The sequence below is a fragment of the Testudinibacter sp. 'clade 2' genome (assembly GCF_006227735.1).
In the GTDB taxonomy this organism is placed as follows: Bacteria; Pseudomonadota; Gammaproteobacteria; order Enterobacterales; family Pasteurellaceae; genus Chelonobacter.
Map to the genome: position 1 here is coordinate 12,971 of NZ_VDHB01000020.1, position 22,767 is coordinate 35,737.

Sequence of the window (22,767 nt, forward strand, 5' to 3'; positions counted from 1 at the left end):
TCAATAATAAAGGGGGATAATGCCCCCCGTTTTCATCTTATTGATTAAAATAGACTTTCTTCAACGCCAATTCCAGTCCGCGAAATTCCGCCAAACCTTTCAGACGGCCGATAGCCGAATAGCCCGGATTGGTTTTTTTGCGCAGATCGTCTAGCATCTGATGGCCGTGATCGGGACGCATTGGAATCAAACGTTGATTGCCAGCGGCTTTGCGTTTGTATTCTTCGCTTAGTAAGGCCTTGACCACATTAAACATATCGACATCGCCCTCTAAATGCGCCGCTTCGTGGAAAGTCAGCGGATTTTCCTCACGGCAAGTGGAGCGCAGGTGGGCGAAATAGATCCGATCGGCAAAGCGTTCGGTCATTTGCACCAAATCGTTATCGGAACGCACGCCGTAAGAGCCAGTGCACATAGTGAAACCGTTTGCCGCCAGCGGTTGGGTTTCGACAAACCATTGCATATCTTCAATCGTGGAAACAATCCGTGGCAAACCTAAAATTGGGCGCGGCGGATCATCCGGGTGAATCGCCATTTTGATCCCGACTTCTTGCGCCACCGGAATAATTTCTTGTAAAAAGAATGCCAAATGCTGACGGAACTGTTCCTTGCTGATGCCTTGATAGCGATCCAATTGTTGCTGGAACTCGGCAAGGGTATAACCCTCTTCTGCACCCGGTAAGCCAGCGATGATATTATTGGTCAGTTGCTGAACATCTTGTGTGCTCATTTTATCAAAATAGGCTTTTGCTGCTTGCTGTTCGGCGGTGCTGTAAGTTTCGCTTGCACCCGGACGTTTTAAAATATACAACTCAAAAGCGGCAAACGCATTTTGATCAAAGCGCAACGCTTTTGAACCGTCCGGCAATTGGTATGCCAAATCGGTGCGCGTCCAATCCAACACCGGCATAAAATTATAACAAACGGTATCAATACCGCACTTTGCCAAATTGCGCAGGGTTTGCTGATAGTTTTCAATCCATTGCAGATATTGCCCGGTTTGGGTTTTAATCTCCTCATGCACCGGCACGCTTTCCACCACCGACCAAACCAAGCCTGCTTGTTCGATTTCACTTTTACGCTTCTCGATCTCCTCAATACTCCACACTTGCCCGTTCGGGATATGATGAAGTGCGGTCACAATCCCCGTCGCCCCTGCCTGACGGATATCCGCCAATGACACCGGATCTTTCGGCCCGTACCAACGCCATGTTTGTTCCATTTTTTGCTCCTATGAAAAATTAAATTCCGACGATAACCGGATTAACGCTAAATAAATAACCATCAAAATTAGGGTCTTCTACATCTGATAATTCGAAAAGTTTTTGTTTCACATTTTCTAAATGTTGCCACATCGCCTTTCTTGCTAAAGCAGGATCTTTACGCTGAATAGCCGTAATGATATTTTCATGATCTTGTAACCATAAATAACGGTAACTTTGATTAGGAATATGGGCATGCAGTCCTTTCCACATTTCACTATCTGTTCGGTATTTCCAAAGATCTTTTTGCATTCTGACTAACACTTCATTTTGTGTTATTTCTGCAATGGTTGAATGAAAATCTTCATCAGCAACATAGTCTTCTTCACCAAGCTGTAAGCTTTTTCGCTCTTGGTTTAAGATTGATTTCAGTTTATCGATATCTTTTTTGCTGGCTTGAATAGCGGCAAATTCTGCGATGCTACTTTCTAATAGCTGCCGAGCCTGCAATAGTTCAAAGGGACCGATATCAGAAAAAATAGCCTCTTTTTCATCATTGGCAGCCATGGGAAGCGAAGTAACGTAAACCCCAGAACCTTTTTTGATATCAATAAGATTTTCTAGTTCAAGCATAATCAGTGCTTCCCTGATTACTGTTCGACTGACCCCGAACTCTTCGGCAAAATCACGTTCGGTTGGCAATCTATCGCCAATGTTATATATACCATCGGCAAGTCGTTCTTTTAATAGTAGTCCTATTTTTTTATAGGAACGTAGTTCATTTTCCATTATTTATACCTTTAACTGGATTTGATATCGGAAATATTAATTTTATTTGCCGGAATGCCATTAACAGTTAATTTTCTGCTTTCCCCACTAGGCAGTGTTAATACTATTTCGGTATACTCCGGAATAAAATCGCCATGCTTATTTATAGTTAATTCTATATTATTGTCTGTACATTTCATATTCAGATTTAAGCTGAAATGTTGGCGATTTAAATAATCAAAGCTGACACCGTCATCATCAAATAGCGTTATTGTTGTTTCACCTTTATCCAAAAACGGCATAATTAATAATTCGCGTTGATTATCATGTTGTGTGTTTTTTAGTCTGCTACCGGATAACGGTAGAATACTGCCGGCTTTGATAAACAGTGGGATTTTTTCTAAAGGTGCATCTACAATAATGCTTTGTTTACCGGCAAACCATTGATGGCTATAAAAATCATACCATCCGTGTTGATTATCCGGTAAATAGACTTGGCGGGTTGTTTGCCCAGGCTCAACCACGGAAGCGACTAATAAATCTTGCCCCAAGAGATAATCGTCATTTTCTTTAAAGGTATTGTTATCCCAGTCGTGATCGAGAAACGTCGGGCGCAACATCGGTTCATGTTCATGGTGGGCTTTCCACAATAGGTTATATAAATATGGCATCAGTCGATAGCGCAATTTAATCGCTTCACGGATAATCGGCGTGATTTCGGGGTACATCCATGGTTCATTGACGGTTTTGTCGTCATTCCACGAATGAATGGTAAAGCGTGGGTGCATCACGCCGTTTTGTACCCAACGTACAAATAATTCTGGATCCGGTTTATTGCCGGAAAATCCGCCGACATCATGTCCTAAGTTATACAGCCCGGACAGGCTCATACCCAAGCCCATTTTGATATTGTAGCGTAGCGTGTTCCAACTAGTGCGGTTGTCGCCTGACCAGGTTTGAACATAGCGGTTCATTCCGGGAGAGCCTGAACGGGAAATAAGATACGGGCGGATATTGGGGGCATACTCTATTTGCGCTTCATAAGAGGCTTTCATCATTAATAGCGGTTGTAGTGGGCGAATGAGCTTGATTGGCAGACCTTTGCCAAAATAGTGGCATTTTGCATGGTTATCCCACACTTCAAATTCGTTATTATCATTCCAGGTGGAATCAATGCCATATTCTAGAAGTTGTTGTTTAACATTAGTTTTCCACCAGTCAATGGTATTGGGATTGGTGAAATCGAGGTGAGAGCCTTCGTCATCCCAAAAAACAGAAACCTCTGGTTTTTCCGATTCTGAGTCTTGGATAAATAACCCCGCCTGAGCAACTTCATGGTACTTAGGATGATCATGTAACAGGCAAGGTTTAATATTGGCTGCGAGTTTCATCCCGGCACGATGAAAATAAGCACTCATCTCTTTTGGTTGTGGCACTTTGTCATAATTCCAGTTAAAGACATAGCGCTTATTACCAATCGATGTGTAACCAGATGATAATTGGAAAGAATCACACGGAATAGCGTGTTGCTCGCATAAATCGACAAATTTTTTCAGCTGTTCCTGTGCATCCGGAGCGTCAGTATAGTGCATGGTTGAACCGCTATAACCCAAGCTCCATTTCGGTTCGAAAATAGTTCCGCCTGTCAGTGCGGTATATTTTTTGGTGACATCAAGGATTTTAGGACCCAGAATCATATAATAATCCAGATCGCCGTCTTCAGCTTGATAGCTACGGTAATAAGTATGGTAGTTATCAATTTCGCTGCCTAATCTGAACCAACAAGATGCTAAGTTATCATAATATAATCCATAGCTTAGCTCTTCGGTATGGGTGATATAAAAAGGGATATGCTTATACAGCGGATCGGTTGTTTCTGCATTATAGCCCATTGCATCAAGATTACGCATTTCAAAACGGCGGCCGTGGCGATTTAAATTTCCCGCTTTTTCTCCCAAGCCATAATACTGATCGGCAACATCACGTTGTAGAAAATGCGAAATTTGTGCATTGGAAATACCGAATAAATAGGCTCCGGTTTTACGATCGGCAACAAATGTCGTCCAAGTGCCGTTATTGTTGTATTGCCACTCTAACCAGAGCGGCTGGTGTACAATAACACGCAGTTTTTCACTGGCAACAATAAGACTATTTTCTGTTTTTGTAACAGAATATTCCGGTAGGGAAAAGTCATCTAAAGACCAACGATCGCGTCCTTGCCAAGCAATATCGGCTTGATTAGGGGTAATTGCCCAAGTTTGCGGTACGCGGAAATGGTCATCTTGACTAAAGGCAACCCTAAAAATATCTTGTTCAAGCACAAAAATATGCAGTTTCCAACTATAATCACACTGTATATCAATACGATTATTTTCTTGATGAATGAATTCCCAATTTTTTAATATTTTCATGTTGATATCCTGTTTAATCAATAGCCTAAGAAAAAGCGTGGTAGTGCTAAACTTAATTCCGGAACGAATGTCACTAGCATCAACGCAATAACTAATACTGCATAAAAAGGTAATAACGGCTTGATAACTTTATCAATTTTTATACCACCCACTGAGCAACCGATAAACAAGGCACTACCGACTGGTGGGGTGCAGATGCCGATTGATAGGTTAAATGCCATTAAAATACCGAAATGCACAGGATCCATGCCTAATTCAGTAACAATTGGGAAGAAAATCGGGGTAAAAATTAACAGTGCCGGGGTCATATCCATAAATACTCCGACAACCAACAGAATAATATTGATAATTAGCAGGATAACAATAGGGTTTTCAGAGACTGTCAGTAAAGCGTCACTGATGGTGTAAGGAATATCGGCATTTGCCATAGCCCAAGACATACCCATTGAAGTCCCAATCAGTAACAGCACAATTGATGTGGTTACGACAGAATCCAGAATAATTTGTGGTAACTGTTTGATAGAGACTTCCCGATAAAAAATAACCGCCAGAATCAAGGTGTAAACCACGGCAAAAGCCGAAGCTTCGGTTGCGGTGAAGATACCTTTAACAATTCCGCCCATGATTACCACGATTAAGCCGAGACTTGGCAAAGCATCTAATGTTTTTTTGATGGCTTCCGATTTCGTTGGTTTAGGTGATACCGGGTAGTTCCTTTTTTTTGCAATAAATCCAATCACCAACATGATGGATAATCCCATCAGTATGCCGGGAATATAACCGGCCAAGAATAGGGCGCCGATAGACGTGCCGCCGGAGATGAGGGAATAAACGATAAAGGTGTTACTCGGTGGAATTAGCAATCCTGTAGGCGATGATGTGATATTGACGGCAGCGGAAAATGCCGGATCATATCCTTCTTTTTTCTGTAACGGCGCCATAGTTCCGCCTACCGCCGCAGCCGATGCCACCGCCGAACCTGAAATAGAACCGAACATCATATTCGCCAAAACGTTGACATGGGCTAAAGAACCGGGTAAACGACCGCCGATAACCTTGGCAAATTCAATCAGTCTGAGCGCAATCCCGCCACGGTTCATAATATTGCCGGCCAAAATGAAGAATGGAATCGCCAGCAATGAAAAGCTATCCAATCCTGATGCCATTTTTTGTGAGATAACGGTAATTGCTGCATCAAACGGAATCGACAGCATGATAGTGATTAAAGAGGAAAGACCGATAGCAAAGGAGATCGGTACACCGAGAAAGAGGAAGAAGAAGAATGTTGAACAAAGTACGATAACGGTTGACCATTCCATATTATTTACCTTTTATTAACTAGGCTTAATGAGTGAATTTTTTAGAAATGTCTCTTAGGAGATAAATCAGCATAAAAGCACCGCTAAGCGGAATGGCGAAGTAAACCCATCCCATTTGAATCCCCAAAACCGGGGATATTTGTCCGGCACTCATCGTATCCAACACCAATTTTCCGCCGCCGTAGCACATGATCAGAATGATGAAAAATAGGCTGATGATATTAATCAGCAGATTTAGAAAATTCTGTTTTTTAGGTGATGATTCTAATTTTGTCAGCAGGAGATCGATTGCAAGATGCTTTTTTTGTCCTAAGGCGTAAGCGGCACCGATTAGTCCCACCCAAATAAATAAAAAACGTGCTATTTCATCAGTATAGGTGCTAGGTTGGTTGAGAACATAGCGAGAGAAAACTTGCCACACAACGCAAATAACCAAAAAAACACTGAGTGTGACACATAAAGCGGATAACGCTTTATCGATGATTGAGATGAATTTGGCCATGATATCCCTTAATCATTAAAGTAGAGTTGATGTTCATATTGGCATGCCAAAATATACATCAAACTGAATGTTGAGCAATTATTAATTGTTTGTTTTGTGATCTGGTTCACCAATATGATTATATTGGTTTGATCTCTAGTAAATACCTTGTAAGATTCCAGCCACCACGACCAAAGGGATAGATATTGGGATTGTGGGTAAATCCATCTAACTACACTCTAAGCAGTAACCAAATGGAGACTCTTTTATGTTTATCAAAAAAACGCTTCTTTCATGTGCTTTAACGACGCTTTTATCGGCAGGGATTGCTTTCGGCGTATCTGCGAAAACAACATTGAAATTAAGTCACAACAACGACAAAACCCATCCGGTGCATATCTCGATGCAATATATGGCGGATGAAGTAAAAAAACTAACCGATGGCGAAGTGATTATCCGTATTTATCCTAATAGCCAACTCGGTACACAACGCGAGTCAATGGAATTATTGCAAGCAGGTTCTTTGGATATGGCAAAATCGAATGCCAGTGAATTAGAAACGTTTGAAGCCTCATACGGTGCTTATAACTTGCCGTATTTATTCCGCAATGTCGATCACTACTACCGAGTTTTAGTCGATCAAGAAGTCGGACAAAAAATTCTGGCCTCTTCCCAAGGCAAAGGCTTCATTGGCCTAACCTATTATGATGGTGGAGCACGCAGCTTCTATGCCAATAAACCGATTCTTTCCCCTACCGACTTGGTCGGAATGAAAATCCGTGTTCAGCCAAGTCCAAGTGCGGTTGAGATGATTAAATTGATGGGTGCTTCGCCGACACCGCTGGCTTATGGCGAGTTATATACCGCTTTACAACAAAAAGTTGTCGATGGTGCCGAAAACAATCCGACGGCACTAACATTGGCGCGTCACGGAGAAGTGGCGAAATATTACAGTCAAGACGAGCATACCATGATTCCGGATGTGCTGGTTATCGGTGAAAAAGCCTGGGCGAAATTGACGCCGGAACAGCAAGCGGCACTGAAAAAAGCAGCTGACGATTCGATGATGTACCACAAAGATTTGTGGGTCAAAATGATTGCGGAAAACGTACAAGAAGCAAAGGATAAAATGGGCGTGGAATTTATTGAAGTTGAAAAACAACCGTTTATTGACGCCGTAAAAAGTATGCACGATAAAGCGTTAGCCGATCCGACGATTGGCGAATATATTAAAAAAATTGATGCACTCACTCCGGCGAACTAATTAAGCGGGAACAGCAACAAAGAGGATACTGGCAGAGGTATCCTCTTTTGATCAAGCAATGAGAGAAAGGAGATACCATGGATACTATTCAACCAACCACCTATGATAAAAACAAACTCACCCCAAAAATCCTCCACCTCGGTTTCGGCGCTTTTCATCGTGCCCATCAGGCGCTTTTTGCCGATCAGTTGGCGCGGATTTCCGATAGTGATTGGGGCTATGCCGAAGTGAACCTTATCGGCGGTGAGGAGCTGATTGAGTTGCTGAAAAAGCAGGATTTACAATATTGCGTGCTGGAAAAAGGCAACGGCAGCAATACGGCAAAAATCATTAATTCGGTTTGCGAAGCGCTGCACGCACGAGTTGAGGGAATTGAAGCGGTATTAGAAAAAATGGCAGAACCTCAGATTGCAATTGTTTCTTTAACAGTTACCGAGAAAGGCTATTGTACTGATTTGGCGACCGGAAAATTAGATCAAAATAATCCACTGATTTTAAAAGATTTAGCCAATCCTCAGCAGCCGACGTCGGCTATCGGTTATATTGTTGAGGCGCTCAGACGGCGTAAAGTGCGCAATCTTGCCCCTTTCACCGTGATGTCTTGCGATAATGTGATGGAAAACGGCCATATTGCTAAAAGTGCGGTATTAGGATTGGCATACCAAATTGATCCAGAGCTGGCGCAATGGATTGAGCAAAAGGTTACTTTCCCATGCACCATGGTGGATCGGATTGTGCCAGCTGCTACGGAAGAAACGTTGCAGGAAATCGCCGATGTTTTAGGCTATTACGATCCTTGCGCGATTGCCTGCGAGGAATTTAAACAATGGGTGATCGAAGATAATTTCGTTGCCGGTCGTCCGCAGTGGGAGTCGGTCGGTGCCGAATTGGTCAAAGACGTTCGTCCGTTTGAACAGATGAAATTGCGCATGCTGAACGGCAGTCACTCTTTCTTGGCGTATCTCGGTTATTTGGGCGGTTATCAGCATATTTCCGACACCATGCAAGATCCACATTACCGCCAAGCAGCATTAAAACTGATGTTAAATGAACAAGCGCCTACGCTATCGATGCCGGACGGAATCGATTTGCCTCGCTATGCCGATTTGCTGATTGAGCGTTTCACTAATCCAAGTTTGAAGCACCGCACTTGGCAAATTGCAATGGACGGCAGCCAAAAACTGCCGCCGCGTATGTTGGAATCGGTGCAGTATCACCTGACACATCAGCATAATTTCCCGTTGTTGACCTTAGGCATTGCCGCTTGGATGCGTTATGTCAGCGGCGTTGATGAGCAGCAACAGCCGATTGAAGTAAAAGATCCGCTCAGTGAAAAATTCCATGCTATTTATCAAAAGTGCGGTTTGCACGTACGTGTGGTAGACGAATTACTGGCCATCGACAGTATTTTTCCGCCATCACTGCGTGATAATGCCTATTTTGTCAGCGAAGTCAAACGTGCTTATCAAACGTTATTAGATCTTGGTGCAAAACAAGCTGTTAGTCGCTACTTACAACTTAATTAATCGGAGACAATAAGATGAACCCCTTTATGTGCGAAGACTTTTTGCTCTCGAATGAAACCGCTCGCCGTTTATATCATGATTACGCCGCGCAACAACCGATTTTTGATTACCACTGCCATCTCAATCCGCAAGAGATTGCCGAAAATCGCCAGTTTAAAGACCTGAGTGAAATTTGGTTGGAAGGCGATCACTATAAATGGCGTGCCTTGCGAACAGCCGGTGTGGAAGAGCGGTTGATCACCGGCGGTGCGTCCAATTATGAAAAATATCTGGCGTGGGCGAACACCGTGCCGTTGTGTATCGGCAATCCGATTTACCATTGGACGCATTTGGAGCTGCGCCGTCCGTTTGGTATCACGAATACCCTGTTTAATCCGCAAAATGCCGAGCGAATCTGGCATCAATGCAATGAAATGCTGCAAGATCGCCGTTTTTCGGCGCGCGGCATTATGCAACAGATGAATGTCAAACTGGTCGGTACCACCGATGATCCGATTGATTCGTTGCAATACCATCAGGCGATCGCCGACGATGCCAGTTTTGAGATTGACGTTGTGCCGAGTTTCCGTCCGGATAAGGCGTTTAAAATCGAGCTACCGCACTTTAATGATTATTTAGCCGAACTGGGCGCAGTCAGCGATATTGACATCGTGACCTTTGCCGATTTGCAACAGGCGCTGTTGAGCCGTTTGGATCACTTTGATCGGCACGGCTGCAAATCTGCCGACCACGGCATTGAAATTTTGCGTTTTGCGCCGATTCCGGTAGAAAAAGAGTTGGATCGGATTTTACAGTTGCGCAGAAATAATCAGCCACTAAGTGAATTGCAAATTGCGCAATTCAGCACGGCGGTTTTAGTCTGGCTGGGGCAGCAATATCAGCAACGCCAATGGGTGATGCAGCTGCATATCGGCGCACTGCGTAACAATAACAGCCGGATGTTTAAGCTGTTGGGTGCCGATGCCGGTTTTGATTCGATTGCCGACCGCACTTTTGCCGAGCCGTTGTCACGCTTGCTCGACTGCATGGATCAAAGCGAAAATTTGCCGAAAACCATTATTTACTGCCTCAATCCGCGTGATAACGAGATGATTGCCAGCATGATCGGCAATTTCCAAGGTGGTGGTGTCGGCGGCAAAATTCAGTTCGGTTCCGGTTGGTGGTTTAACGATCAAAAAGACGGCATGGAGCGCCAGCTGCAACAGCTTTCGCAATTAGGCTTACTGAGTCAATTCGTCGGTATGCTGACGGACTCCCGTAGTTTTCTATCTTATACCCGACATGAGTATTTCCGCCGTATTTTGTGCGAAATGCTAGGGCAATGGGTCGAAAAAGGCGAAGCGCCGAATGATTTGGATCTGCTGGGCAATATGGTCAGCAATATCTGTTTCCATAATGCCAAAAACTATTTTAAATAAGGCGGAGATTATCCGCCCTATATCTAATCACTTAAACTCCAACTGGGTATTCAAACTGCTCAGAAACGTTTTTTCGTCGCTGAGTTCGCTTTGGGTCAGGGGGTTGCGGTCTAAGTAGCCATTTTCGAACTCTAATTCCCACTGCACTAAATCACTGCTGACATCTAGCGTGAATTTATCGGTGAGTTCGGTGGCGCGGCGGGAGCGGTTGATGATCAGGGCAAGCCGCAGCAAGATGATCAAAGCTAATATGTCCTGAACTTCATAACGGTTGTCTTGTGGTGTCAGGTCACTCAGTTTAAACGATTTGATCTGAAACCGGGTGAGGGTAGCCAGCAGTCGTTGTTGGCTACGGTCGAAACCGGGCAGTTCGCTGTTTTGCAAAATGTAGGCTGAATGTTTTTGTACACCGCTGTGGTTGATGGCAATGCCGACTTCGTGCAGTAAGGCGGCGGACAGTAAGATATTTTGCATATCGGCAACCAAATCCGGATTGCGCCAACGTGCGTATTTTTGTCCGAGCAGCACGGCAGTGTCAGCAACCCGCAGTGCGTGATCTTGATCGACATTGAAATGCTCCATCAGGCTGTTGACGGTGCGTTCACGAATGTCGTCCACTTGAAAACTGCTTTCTAAGCCGTACATCACCCCCTCGCGCAGCGCACCGTCGGAATAGCGCATTTGTTCGATGCGGTAGTTTTCGAATACCGCACTTAGGATTGCTAAGCCGGGCACAAATACGCTGATGCGATCCTCGGTAAGACCGGCAATTTTGAGTTTATCGAAGCTGTCGAATTTGAGTACCCGTTCGATAAGCTGTTGCAGATTTTCAGCGGTGATAACCCCGTCGTTATTGAAGTTTTCTGCAATAATCTGACTGACGGTTTTGATGGTGCCGGAAGAGCCCAGCACCGATTGCCAGCCCAAATGGCGATATTCCCAAGACAGATCTTCAATTTTAGACAGTGCCGCCTGTTTGGCTTGGTTGAAGCTTTTATTGCTGATTTTACCGTCGCCAAAATAGGTTTTGCCAAAACTGACACAGCCCATGTGGCGGCTTTCGGCAATCAGCGGATTAAAGCCCTCGCCGATGATCATTTCAGTCGAGCCACCGCCGATATCCACCACCAGTTTACGTCCGTTCTCCGGTTGGGTGTGTGACACGCCGGAATAGATTAATTTAGCTTCTTCGGTGCCGGAGATAATCCGAATCGGGAACGGAAAGACTTGTGCTGCTGCTGTCAAAAACTCCTCGTTGTTGACGGCACGACGCAGCGTGTATGTACCGACTGCTCTGACATTTTCCGTCGGAAAGCCTTGCAACCTTTCGGCAAATAGGGCAAGACAAGCCACGCCACGTTCAATCGCTTCACGGCTGAGTTGCTGCTTGTCATCTAGTCCTTGCGCCAGTTGTACCCGTTGTTTTAAGCGGGATAAAACTTGGATCGATCCGTTGACGATACGCACAATAATCATGTGAAAACTGTTCGAGCCTAAATCAATGGCAGCAAACTCTTTTGTATTTGATTCGGTGGTGGTGTGTTGGTTCATAAGGCTTACTCTTTGATTTTTTTGTTAGATTGGTTCAGTAAATAATCATGGATAGCCAATTGCGAGCGGCAAGGCGGTTGATCGTTACGAACGTATTTGTTTTTTTCTTCCGCATCAATAATACGCGCTTTTATATTATCTGATAACTGAAGATTTAAAATATCGATCACACATTGTTTGGCATCGATGTCCAGCAACGGTGCGCCGACTTCAATGCGGCGATCTAAATTTCGGGTCATCCAGTCGGCGGAGGAGATATATACGTCCGGATCGCCGTCGTTTTCAAAATAATAGACTCGCGGATGTTCCAAAAAACGATCAATGATGCTGATGATCTGGATATTTTCACTTAGCCCACTGACGCCTGCGCGCAACGAACACATGCCGCGTAAAATCATACGAATTTTCACTCCGGCTTGGCTGGCGGTATATAATAAATCCACCATCTCTTGATCAACCAAATTATTGATTTTTAGAATAATACCGCTCTTTTTTCCGGCTTGAGCATGTTTGATTTCACGATTGATCAATGTAGACAGGCGATTTCTGACGTTGATTGGGGAGACCAGTAAATGGCTGAATTTGGTCGGGCTGAATGGCATTTCGATAAAACGGAAGACTCGTTTTACCTCTTCGCTGATCTTACTGTTTTTGGTCAGCAGAGCAAAGTCGGTATAAATCCGCGCGGTGCTTTCGTGGAAGTTGCCGGTGCCGATGTGGGCGTAATCAACCAGTTGTTCGTTTTCACGTCGGGTGATGAGAAACAGTTTGGAATGGATTTTAAAACCCGGTGAGGAGAACACCACTTTGATATTGCTGTCGGTCAAACGTTTCGCCCAGTTGATGTTGGCTTCTTCATCAAACCGTGCCTGCAACTCGATAATCACCGTCACTTGTTTACCATTGTTGGCAGCGTTCATCAAGGCTTCAATCACACGCGATTTTTTCGCTACTCGATACAGATTAATCTTAATCGCGCTAACTTTCGGATCAAATGAAGCTTGACGCAACAGCTCACAAATGGTGTTAAAACTGTGATATGGATAGTATAGCAAAATATCTTTTTTACTGATGGCTTCCAAAATCGTGCGTGCATGCTTTAATTGCGGATGCACAATCACCGACAGCGGCGCATTCACCAGCTCTTTATTACCTAAATCCGGAAATTGTAGCAGGTGTTTAAAACTTAAATAGCGTCCACCGGCTTCAACCGAATCTAACTTACTGATATTTAATCGCCTTTTTAGCATTTTTAGCAAGGCTTTCGGCATGGATTTTTCATATAGAAAACGTACCGGCTGTGCAGTTACTCGCTGTTTCAAGCTGGAGGACATCAACTCCAGCAGACTATACTCCACTTCAGTGATCAAATCATATTCCGCATCACGGGTCATTTTGATTGAATAGGCACTGATTTCGTCGTAATTAAAAATTTCAGTATCAAAAATATCTTCCAGACAGAAACGCAACACGTTATCCAGCAACACAATCCCTTGATGGCGCTTATACCGCTCTTTCGGCAACACAATAAAGCGTGGAATCGGATCGGAGGGAATGGGCAAAATTGCCAGCGTCTGAATTTTCTTATTTTTCTTTAACTCAATGATTAAATTGGAGTTATGTGCGCTGAGCGAAGTTAATAAATCGATGTCTTCATTCAGAATAATCGGGAAAATATAGGGTTTTATCTCTTGTTTAAAATAGGTTTTCAGCCAGTTTTGATGATAGGGGGAGAGCTGGGTTTCGTTAATCAAAAAGATTTTATGTTTCGCCAAGCGTAACATGAGCCGACTGTAAATTTCATTAAACTGCTTGTTTAGGGTTTCGGTGCGCTGCTGAATAACCGCCAACTGGCTGCGAATCTGTTTGGCGGGCTGCGATTCCTGCCCACGAATAATCAGCAATTTGTGTTTGAGATTAGCGAACCGCACTTGATAGAATTCGTCTAGATTAGAGGCAAAAATGCCCAGAAAGCGAATCCGTTCCAACAACGGATTGCTTTCATCATAGGCCTCTTGCAGCACTCGCTCGTTAAACGCCAACCAGCTCAGCTCCTTCGAGGTGTAGCTGCTTTCATCGATTGCCAGTGATAACATGTTTTCTCCTTTTGACTATTTTTATAATACAGCGTGTTAGCACGCTTTAGTTTTAAAATTCGAATTGGTACAGCAAATCAAATGCTTGGTTCACCCCTGAAACCGATTGTAAATAGAGTTGTGGTAATATCTTATAACGTAAAGTCAGCTCTGCCAATGGCTGAAACAGACCGACACCATATTTTACTTGCAAGCGTGGGGTTATATTACCGCTGACCACCACTTGCGAACTGTCGCCGATGCCGGCGGTATCTAAGGATAAATCGCTGATGCCAAAGGCTTCGCCGATGCCACCGACCAGTTTCCCGCTTTTGGCAAGCCCTAAGCCCAACATGGCGGCGCCAATCGAGGCGCTGGAAGCCGAATCGCCGCTGCTGCTTAAGCCACGCCCGGTCAAGAGATATGACAAGGCTTCGTCTTGCGACATGCCCGGTTCGGAGAACACGACCACATCCGGCTGTTCGGCGATGCCGGTCACTTTGATCCCCGCAACGACTTTGCTGTTTTCCATCGCTTCCGGGTTACGAATGGCTTCGATATTGAGGAACGGTTGTGACGCTAAGCCGGAAAAGCTGATTTGCCCGCGTCGAATCAATAAATCTTGTCCGAACGAGGCGTAACGCCCATTTTGAATATTCACTTGTCCGTATAGTCCTAGCGTTTTCTCTTGGCGCACGGATAACGTCCCATTCAGATTGGCTCTTAAGCCGTAGGCGTCCAACAAGACATCATTGCCGATATTCAGCATAATATTGGAAGAGATCAACATGCCATTTTGTTGCTGAAGGGTTGAGGTTTGCAGCGCTTGACGGATCGCTGCTCGATTTTTGCTATCGACAATCACCAAATCACTGCTGTTACCGACCGCACTTTCCGGCAGTTCCTCAATTTCAATTCGCGCCCAAGGTACATCAACATTGCCAGTCAGGCTTAAGAGCTGTGGTGTGACTTTGGCTTCTACATTCGGGCTGACATCAATTTTGGCGATTCCGGGTAAATCGAGCCGGAAGCGATTGGCTTGTGCCGCAATTTGCGCTTGCCATTGCTCCAGTGAACGCCAAGAGGCAGAGCCGTTCAAATTTAATTGGCTATCCGGCGTTTTTATGATGCCATTGAGGGTTGAATTGGTGCCATTAAACGTCAGGCTAAGCTGTCCGTCGCTGATAGCAAATGGCATGGAATACATTTTGGCGCGCAGCGAATCGAGCTCAAAACGACCATTGAGCAACGGCGTCTGTAAATTGCCACCCAACTTCAAGTTACTGTTAATATTGCCGCTAATCGACTCGCCTTTGGCTAATAATTGACTGAGCAGGTTTAAATTGAAACGCTGTAATTGGATGTCGCCGGACAACTGACGGCTTGCCGCCAGATCGCCAATCGTCAAATTGGTTACCAATTTTCCTTGTCGATTGATGTCGGTTTGTGCCTTTAAGGTCAGGTTATTGTCCTGAATTTGGCTGTTGATTTTCAAATTATTCAGTGCAATTTGGAAAGTGCGGTAGTCGATCCGCTGTTTAAAGCCCAGTTCGTTGCTGTCGAGTGCCAGTGCCAATTGAAACGGTTTGTCGCTGTACCAAGCGACACTGCCATTGCCGTTGACAATGCCGGATGCTTGACTGTTCTGTTCTAAAAAACTATTGACCATTGCCAGGTTGATCTGTTTCAGCTCAAATGGAATATCGCCCTGAATGCCGGCCTTGAACGGCTGTGGAAAGCAGAGTTGCGCTTGTTGGTTGACCCAGCAGTGTGCAGAAATATCGGCTTCGGTTTTTGCAGCATTAAAACTGAGTTGCAGATTTTGGTTATTGCGCCAGTCACCAACCGGTGAGTTGAGGCGGATTTGGCTTAAAGTGCCTTGCCAAAGTTCGTTGGCACGATCAAAGCTGCCGTAAATATTCAACGTGCCGGACACCGGATCACCGCCCGTGCGCAGGTTCAGCTTATGATTTTTTTCGTTGCCTTCGGCAATCAATTTGGTCTGTTGCAGCTTGATGTCGCCATATTGAAACGAGTTCAAATTGAGGTACAACGCACCGGCAATCATTTCGTCCATATCAATTTTGCCTTTGACACTCAAATTGCGCAGCTGGAAGTCCTGATAATCAATATTTTTGCTGACCAGATCAATGTCCGCAGACGGTTTTTGCACACTGCCCTGAAGGTTGATGCGGCCGTTTAACGAAGCCGATAATTGTGGTAACAGCCCTGCCAGATTCGGCGCATCAATATCGGCTTGCAGGTTGGATTGTTGGTCAAAATGACCGTTCAGCAGAATGGTATTGTTGCCATAGACTAGCTTCAGCTGATCCGCATTCAGCAATTGCTCGTTACGGCTTTGCAGGTTGCCGCGCAATTGCAATGTTTGATTATTCAAACGTCCGTCAATCGCCATCTCGCTCAACTCAACTTGCCACTGCTCGCCGTTGACCGCACCTTGTGTTTGCAGTCCGCCGTTCAATAGCGCCTTCCATTCCGGCAGATAATCGCGGGTGTCGATGCCGTCCAGTTTGACCGCACTTTGCCACTCGACACCGTTACGCCATGCCAGTTTACCCTGTAAATCCAGCTTGCCTTGCAACGCTTCGACCAACAGTTGCTGAATCTCCAGATCAGCAATCGTACCCTGTGCGTGCAACTGCAGATTGGCTGGTGGAATATCCTGCCCGTCGGCTTGTGCGGATAGTGCAATTTGGTATTGCGCTAAATCGCCGTGCAGCTGTAAATCCAGATTTTGTAACCGCACTTGCGGTGGTGTTGCGTCCGCTGTTTGTTCAGCCGTCGTAAACGGATAGCGGAACAGCGGGCTGGTCAGATGGATTTGAAACGGGTTGTTAGCTTGATTCAGTTGAAATTGCCCATCGAGTTGCAGATCAGCTGCGCCTTGGGTTTCAAGCTGTAATACAGCGGTTTGTTTTAATGCGCCGTCTAAGCGCAGCTTAACCGCACTTTGTGGTAGCAACAACACTTCGTTTTGCAGCAATGGATAAATATCTGCATCAATTTGGACATTCAGCGGAAAATCCTGTGCCAAAGTGATCGAACCTTGCCCATTGAGGTCGAGCAGATCGCTGTTGATTTTCAGTTGTTGCAGTTGCACTTGCTCACCGCTGGCATCTGCCAACAGATCGACAGTCGGAATGGCGATGTTTAATCCGTTTTCACGCTGCTCGCTGTATTGTTCACTGTAGTGCCAATCTCGACCATGCAGCCCCAACAGATGAATATCAAATGGCAGAATCACTTGTTGTAATTTGCCCAACAAGGGGTTGGCAAGTTGCTGTTGCAGCGCTTGCCAGTCAATCGGTGCTGTGCTGTTTTCGGCTTGAGTGGTTTCAGGTGTTGCTTGTTGCGTTTTGTCTCCTGACATCGTGACCAGCAACTGTTGGATTTCAGTCGGTTGAATGGTCAACCCTTGCTGATTATTTAACGAAAGTGCGGTTTGAAAGTGCTTTAATGCCACGTGCATGTTGTCAACTTGGGTGTTGACTTCAGTCAGGCTGACATTGTTCACTTCAATCTCAAGCGGCAATGTGATACGCCGCATTTCGCCAGACGCGGGCTGGTTTTCGTCGGATGGCGGCAAAAGTGCGGTATCCACCCCCACATTGACCTGTTGCAGACTGACATCATCAAGGCACAACCGGCGTTGCCACAGACAAGAAAATTGCAACTGTGCACGTGCTTGCGCCACCGAAACTGAGATGCCTTGACTGTGATATACCAGATTGTGCAGCAGCAAGCCATCGCTTAAATTGCCGCTGACTTGTTCGATTTTCAGTTCGTCCAACCAGTTGTCTGCCAGTTTTAACAAGCCACGTTGACCGTAACCGCTGCTCAATAAGGCCATTAATCCCAGCACTAACAGCAACAATAAGCCAAGGATGGCGCACAGCCACTTGCGCCAACCGCACTTTTTGCGTTTAGTCGGCGCTGTGCTGGCTTCGGCGTGATCGGGGGTTGTTTTTTCTATTGCCTGATCAGCTTGCTGTTCGGGCTGTTGTGTCGGGTGATGTTTTGTGTTCATTACAACTCCGTTCCTAAGCCGATGTAAAATTGGATATTTTTGCTGTTGTCTTTATCACGAATCGGGGTGGCAATATCAAATTTGACCGCGCCGATCGGCGATGCCCAACGTACACCGACGCCGGCACCGGAGCGCAATTCGGCGCTGGAAAAACTATCCGCCGCCAAGCCGGTATCATAAAATACCGCTGCCCACCAGTCGGAGTAGACTTGATATTGATATTCAAAATTGGCGATCGCCATGCGTGAAGCACCAATCAACTTGCCTGCGTCATCTTTCGGTGACACTTTTTTATAGCCGTAACCACGAATGCTGCGATCGCCACCGGCAAAATAGCGTAATGCGGGTGGAATACGTTCCAACTCATTGGTATTCAGATAGCCGATTTCAAACCGGGTCAGGAAGCGGTGGTTGGTCTGATAGGTGCGAATCCAGGCGGAGGAGGCGCGAACGCTGAAAAAGTCCACATCGGAGCCCCACATTTTGCGCCCGATATTAAACGTCAGATTCTGTGCATCGCCCCATGTCGGGAACATGCCGCCACGCAACCGAGTGCGGTTGAAACCGACGGTTGGGTACAATAACAGGGTTTTGTGCGAAATATCCGCTTGGGTGAAGTCGTCATAACGAGCCCGCAAACCGGCGAAATATTGCCAGCCACTGCTGTGATTCCAATAGCGCAAACCGGCGAGCGTAATGGTGCTGGATTCGGTGTCATTGTTGTTTTCCCGTTCCATCCCGCCGGAAAACTCGTAATAATAATTCATCGGGTTGGATAGCAATGGAATGCGATAAGTGGCTTCAACCGTTTGTTGTGGTGCCGACAGATACAAGTTGCTGCGGAAGCTGTGGCCACGGCTGTTGATCCAAGGTTTGCTCCAGCCGATTTGTAAACGTGGACCCACATCGGTGGAGTAGCCGATCCCCAATTCAATGCTGTTTTTCTTTTTCGGCCGTAGCAGTACGCCTAAATCAACCTGCTTGGCAGCCGCATCCAAGTGCGGTTCCAGCAATACCGAACTAAACCAATTGCTGGCGGTGTAGTTGGCCGTCAAGGTGGAAAGATCATTAATCAGATAAGGCTCACCACGTTCAATCGACAACATGTTACGCAGATAATCTTCACGAATTTGCGAATGGGAAAAATGGATATCGCCGTAGCGGTAGCGTTCACCACTGTTGAACACGATATGCCACACCGCTTTGTGTTCGTCGGGGCTGACGAGTAACTGCGACAACACAAAATCCGCATCAAAATAGCCCCGTTTGGCGGCTAAATTTTGCAGACCGGATTTGTAGGCGTCATAGCTGCCTTGATTTAGCACCGAGCCCACGGCGGGCAAGGTTTGATTCAGTTTGATAAATTCCGGATCCTGTGCGGCATCGCCTAAAATTTGGATTTCCGGTTGTGCATTTTTCACCGGTTTTGCCAAAGTAACGTTGGCAAACAGCAGATCTTTTGCCGGCGCCGGGCGTGGTTGCAGTTGAAACTCAATCTGATTATTGAAATAGCCCAATGCCCGCAACGCATTTTCAATGGTTTGCCGCACTAAATACTGGTAACGCTCTGACCCGTCGGCTTCATCATTACTCAATCGCGATAGATAAATTCGGACATTCTTGCTCAATTCCGGGTTGTCGATGCCTTGCACCCGTAGTAAAACGGTTTGCCCTTGAGCCAGCGCTTTCAGAGGAAGTGTTGACAGTAATACAGCACAACCGAGCAGTAGCAAACGGGTGATCTTTCCCGTGAATAACAAACGTTGAAATAATTTCACATCAACTCCAAATTGGTTATATTATTCTTTGAATAAAATGGTGTTGTACAAAAGTTCGTCTTAAAAAATCGTCAAACAATGGGACAGTAAAATGTAATTCACCATAAGTCGGACTATAAATCATTCCTTTGTTGATAATACCCTGTCTTACATTACTCAATGCAGAATTTTTTTTGCCGAGAATAGCGGCAATTTCAGGCGTTTTATAAGGGCCATTGCCTAATGATGCCATCGCAATCACATAATCTCGTTCAGCATTCGTTAATCGATCCAAGCGGATGCTAAAAAAACCGTGATCTAAATGATCAAAAACCTGTTGCGATGCATTGATAACATCAGTTTTTGAGATTGTTGAACCGCTAATAGCATGATCCCAAACTTGTGAACCCCACTCTTGCAGAAAATAAGGATAGCCTTTTGTTTTTTGATAAATCAAAGCTAATGCTTTATCAGAAATGGATTCACCCAAATGTTCAATCGGATTTTTGATCGCTTTAGCGGCTTCGGCTTCGGTTAATGCACCGATAGAAGGGTAACTAAACAGTCGTTCAGCATAAGATTTTGCATCGCCAGACATTGCGGCAACTTGTGGTAGTCCGGCACCAAAGAATAAAATCGGTAGATTTTTTTGATTACATTTGTGTAGTGCAACAATAAACGCCGCTAAGTCAGTTTTGTTCAGGTATTGCACTTCATCAATCAGAATAGTCCACGGTTTTTTGCCTTCTTTTGCCAACTCGCCAAGGATGACAAAAAGTTCAGAAAGATCGGATTCCAGTTTGCCGCTGTCGGCACTACCTAGTTCTGGTTCGATTTCAATAGAGATTCCACTAATTTCAAAATTAAAATTCGATAAAAATGATTTAAGCACGGAAAAACCACGCATGGCTTTGTCTTTAATTGCTTCAATTCGGGATAATTTTTTCAGAACTTGCTGGATTTCAGATTGAAGCACTTCAATTAAATTAATATTTTCATTGGCTTCAATAAAGCTGGTAATGTGCTGGTTTTGTTGTGCAATATCATCTAAATGGTTGAGTAATACCGTTTTCCCTACACCACGCAAACCCAGCAGCATTTGCGATCGACTTTGATTGCCCAGGCTTGCCCGTTTGATACTGACGGTTGCCGTTTCAATAATGGTTTCACGCCCCGCAAGTTCTGGCGGTGATGTGCCTGCGCCGGGAACAAAAGGATTTTTGATTGCATCCATAGAATAATCCTGCCTTAAATATTTTAAGGTATGTATTTTAGCTTAATTAATGACCCACGCCATAGTAGCAAAGTATTTAAAGATATTCATTAATATGTATCGATATGCCTGAAGATTTATTGTGATCGGTGAGACATTATCACAAGATATTTTAATATATGTATTGATATGTAGTGATATGTGTTTTTTCATCTGGTGTTTATCAAAAGATATGTTGCTAGATGTGATGATATGTAATTTAAATTATGCAGATGGTATGCGGTTAGCCAAATTTTGACAGTCATAAAAATGTAACAATTCTTTGTTAGAGTAACCTCGCTCAATCTTGAGTCAACGTTATTTCGCATACCATTCATAAAAGGATTGTTTATGTTAAAAAAATCAATTTTGCTTACCGCACTTGCCAGCGCAACCGTCTCTTTTTCTGCCAGTGCCGCAACTAATGCCACGACTGTCACTTGGTGGCATGCCATGGGCGGACAGCTTGGGGAAACAGTCAATAAGATGGCAGCAGGCTACAATGCTTCACAAAACCAGTGCAAAATCGATCCGATTTATAAAGGCAGCTACGAAGAACTGTTAACCGCCGGCATCGCCGCATTCCGAGCTAAACAAGCACCGAATATCATTCAAGTTTATGATGCCGGTTCAGCGACAATCATCAATGCTAAAGGGGCTTTGATTCCGGTGGCTGATCTATTTGCTGAAAGCGGCGTTGAATTTGATAAAAACGATTATCTGCCGGGCGTGCGCAATTTCTATGCCGACAGTCAGGGCAAAATGATTGGTATGCCGTTCAACTCTTCGGCAGCGATTTTGTATTACAACAAAGCCGCATTGGAAAAAGCCGGGGTACAGCCGCCAAAAACCTGGGAAGCGTTTGAAGCGATTGCCGAGAAGTTAAAACAAGCCGGTTATACCGCACTTTCGCAATCCCATTCGCCGTGGATTTTGTTCGAAAGTTTCCATTCACGTAACAATCTGCCATTAGCGGATCTGAATAACGGTTTCGACGGTCCAGCAACCAAATTGAATTACAATAATCCTGAAATGAAAATGCAGTTAAGCAAATTCAAAGAGTGGAAAGACAAAGGCTACTATGGCTACTACGGCGAAGGCTGGGGCGATAACCAAACCCCGTTTGAGAAAGGTGAAGTCGCGATGTGGTTAGGCTCCAGCGGTTCTTTCGGCGGAATCAAATCACAAGCGGATTTTGAATTTGGCACGACCTATCTGCCGTATTGGGATTCAATCACCAAAGGTCAGGAATATCACACCTTTATCGGCGGTGCGGCGTTGTTTGCGTTTGCAGGCAAAGCCAAGGCGCAAAATGCTTGTACTACCGATTTCTTTAAATTCCTGAGCTTGCCGCAAACACAGGCGGATTGGCATAAAGAGACCGGTTATGTGCCAATTACCACTGCCGCTTATGAAAAAGTGAAAGCGGAAGGCTATTATCAGCAGGAACCGGCGGCAGAAACCGGTATTTTGCAGTTGAATCTGCCGAGCGGTGAGTGGACCAAAGGCTACCGTTTGGGGTTCTATCCACAAATTCGTGAAGTGATCCGTAGCGAAGTGACCAAAGTCTTCACCGGTGCCACCACGGTTGATCAGGCGTTGAGTGTAATAGAAAAAGACGGTAATCAGTTGTTGTCTCGTTTTGCGCAGACGGTGAAATAAGTCGAAGTGCGGTTTTTAGGGGCTGTTGATCTT

At 45.0% G+C, this 22,767-nt stretch carries 14 protein-coding genes; 4 read left to right on the forward strand and 10 right to left on the reverse strand.

Annotated elements, in window-relative coordinates:
• Nucleotides 1–37: 37 nt before the first annotated feature.
• The 5 genes from uxuA to FHQ30_RS02635 are packed head-to-tail and all read right to left on the reverse strand — an operon-like array spanning nt 38 to nt 6,202.
• Nucleotides 38–1,222, reverse strand: coding sequence for a mannonate dehydratase (gene uxuA, locus FHQ30_RS02615; RefSeq protein ID WP_139610696.1), 1,185 nt, complete (start codon nt 1,220–1,222; stop codon nt 38–40).
• A 19-nt stretch (nt 1,223–1,241) separates the two neighbouring features.
• Nucleotides 1,242–1,991, reverse strand: a complete 750-nt coding sequence (locus FHQ30_RS02620) for an FCD domain-containing protein (protein ID WP_442805650.1) — start codon at nt 1,989–1,991, stop codon at nt 1,242–1,244.
• An 11-nt stretch (nt 1,992–2,002) separates the two neighbouring features.
• Nucleotides 2,003–4,381 (reverse strand): glycoside hydrolase family 31 protein, encoded by a 2,379-nt coding sequence (locus tag FHQ30_RS02625; RefSeq protein ID WP_139610698.1) that lies wholly within the window; start codon nt 4,379–4,381, stop codon nt 2,003–2,005.
• 17 nt (nt 4,382–4,398) lie between these two features.
• Complete coding sequence (locus FHQ30_RS02630; RefSeq protein ID WP_139610699.1) at nt 4,399–5,700, reverse strand: TRAP transporter large permease; 1,302 nt, start codon at nt 5,698–5,700, stop codon at nt 4,399–4,401.
• 25 nt (nt 5,701–5,725) lie between these two features.
• Nucleotides 5,726–6,202 carry a TRAP transporter small permease gene (locus tag FHQ30_RS02635; protein WP_139610700.1) on the reverse strand — a complete coding sequence of 159 codons (477 nt, stop codon included), beginning with the start codon at nt 6,200–6,202 and terminating at the stop codon, nt 5,726–5,728.
• Between the two features lie 247 nt (nt 6,203–6,449).
• Here FHQ30_RS02635 and FHQ30_RS02640 point away from each other — a divergent pair, with 247 nt between their 5' ends.
• From FHQ30_RS02640 to uxaC, 3 genes are all read left to right on the forward strand, one after another.
• Nucleotides 6,450–7,445 (forward strand): TRAP transporter substrate-binding protein, encoded by a 996-nt coding sequence (locus FHQ30_RS02640; RefSeq protein WP_139610701.1) that lies wholly within the window; start codon nt 6,450–6,452, stop codon nt 7,443–7,445.
• A gap of 77 nt (nt 7,446–7,522) precedes the next feature.
• Nucleotides 7,523–8,971, forward strand: coding sequence for a mannitol dehydrogenase family protein (locus tag FHQ30_RS02645; RefSeq protein ID WP_139610702.1), 1,449 nt, complete (start codon nt 7,523–7,525; stop codon nt 8,969–8,971).
• Between the two features lie 14 nt (nt 8,972–8,985).
• Nucleotides 8,986–10,389 (forward strand): glucuronate isomerase, encoded by a 1,404-nt coding sequence (gene uxaC / locus FHQ30_RS02650; protein WP_139610703.1) that lies wholly within the window; start codon nt 8,986–8,988, stop codon nt 10,387–10,389.
• A gap of 27 nt (nt 10,390–10,416) precedes the next feature.
• Here uxaC and ppx read toward each other — a convergent pair whose 3' ends face one another.
• From ppx to FHQ30_RS02675, 5 genes are all read right to left on the reverse strand, one after another.
• Entirely contained in the window at nt 10,417–11,940 is a 1,524-nt protein-coding gene (ppx, locus tag FHQ30_RS02655; RefSeq protein WP_139610704.1) for an exopolyphosphatase, read from the reverse strand.
• A gap of 5 nt (nt 11,941–11,945) precedes the next feature.
• Complete coding sequence (ppk1, locus tag FHQ30_RS02660; protein WP_139610705.1) at nt 11,946–14,036, reverse strand: polyphosphate kinase 1; 2,091 nt, start codon at nt 14,034–14,036, stop codon at nt 11,946–11,948.
• 52 nt (nt 14,037–14,088) lie between these two features.
• Nucleotides 14,089–18,063, reverse strand: coding sequence for an autotransporter assembly complex protein TamB (gene tamB / locus FHQ30_RS02665; RefSeq protein ID WP_139610706.1), 3,975 nt, complete (start codon nt 18,061–18,063; stop codon nt 14,089–14,091).
• Nucleotides 18,063–19,769: an autotransporter assembly complex protein TamA gene (gene tamA, locus FHQ30_RS02670; protein WP_267963771.1), complete on the reverse strand. Its 1,707-nt coding sequence runs from the start codon at nt 19,767–19,769 to the stop codon at nt 18,063–18,065. The genes tamB and tamA overlap by 1 nt, the downstream gene beginning before the upstream one ends.
• 88 nt (nt 19,770–19,857) lie before the next feature.
• Nucleotides 19,858–21,054, reverse strand: a complete 1,197-nt coding sequence (locus FHQ30_RS02675; RefSeq protein ID WP_139610707.1) for a DUF8462 domain-containing protein — start codon at nt 21,052–21,054, stop codon at nt 19,858–19,860.
• A 369-nt stretch (nt 21,055–21,423) separates the two neighbouring features.
• On the opposite strand from FHQ30_RS02675, the gene FHQ30_RS02680 reads away from it, so the two are divergent.
• A complete protein-coding gene (locus FHQ30_RS02680) occupies nt 21,424–22,734 on the forward strand; it encodes an extracellular solute-binding protein (protein ID WP_139612335.1) in 1,311 nt (436 codons plus the stop codon).
• Nucleotides 22,735–22,767: the final 33 nt, after the last annotated feature.

Coding starts and splice junctions, on each gene's coding strand:
- uxuA (WP_139610696.1), bottom strand. CDS start 1,222: ATGGAACAAACATGGCGTTGGTACGGGCCGAAAGATCCGGTGTCATTG.
- FHQ30_RS02620 (WP_442805650.1), bottom strand. CDS start 1,991: ATGGAAAATGAACTACGTTCCTATAAAAAAATAGGACTACTATTAAAA.
- FHQ30_RS02625 (WP_139610698.1), bottom strand. CDS start 4,381: ATGAAAATATTAAAAAATTGGGAATTCATTCATCAAGAAAATAATCGT.
- FHQ30_RS02630 (WP_139610699.1), bottom strand. CDS start 5,700: ATGGAATGGTCAACCGTTATCGTACTTTGTTCAACATTCTTCTTCTTC.
- FHQ30_RS02635 (WP_139610700.1), bottom strand. CDS start 6,202: ATGGCCAAATTCATCTCAATCATCGATAAAGCGTTATCCGCTTTATGT.
- FHQ30_RS02640 (WP_139610701.1), top strand. CDS start 6,450: ATGTTTATCAAAAAAACGCTTCTTTCATGTGCTTTAACGACGCTTTTA.
- FHQ30_RS02645 (WP_139610702.1), top strand. CDS start 7,523: ATGGATACTATTCAACCAACCACCTATGATAAAAACAAACTCACCCCA.
- uxaC (WP_139610703.1), top strand. CDS start 8,986: ATGAACCCCTTTATGTGCGAAGACTTTTTGCTCTCGAATGAAACCGCT.
- ppx (WP_139610704.1), bottom strand. CDS start 11,940: ATGAACCAACACACCACCACCGAATCAAATACAAAAGAGTTTGCTGCC.
- ppk1 (WP_139610705.1), bottom strand. CDS start 14,036: ATGTTATCACTGGCAATCGATGAAAGCAGCTACACCTCGAAGGAGCTG.
- tamB (WP_139610706.1), bottom strand. CDS start 18,063: ATGAACACAAAACATCACCCGACACAACAGCCCGAACAGCAAGCTGAT.
- FHQ30_RS02675 (WP_139610707.1), bottom strand. CDS start 21,054: ATGGATGCAATCAAAAATCCTTTTGTTCCCGGCGCAGGCACATCACCG.
- FHQ30_RS02680 (WP_139612335.1), top strand. CDS start 21,424: ATGTTAAAAAAATCAATTTTGCTTACCGCACTTGCCAGCGCAACCGTC.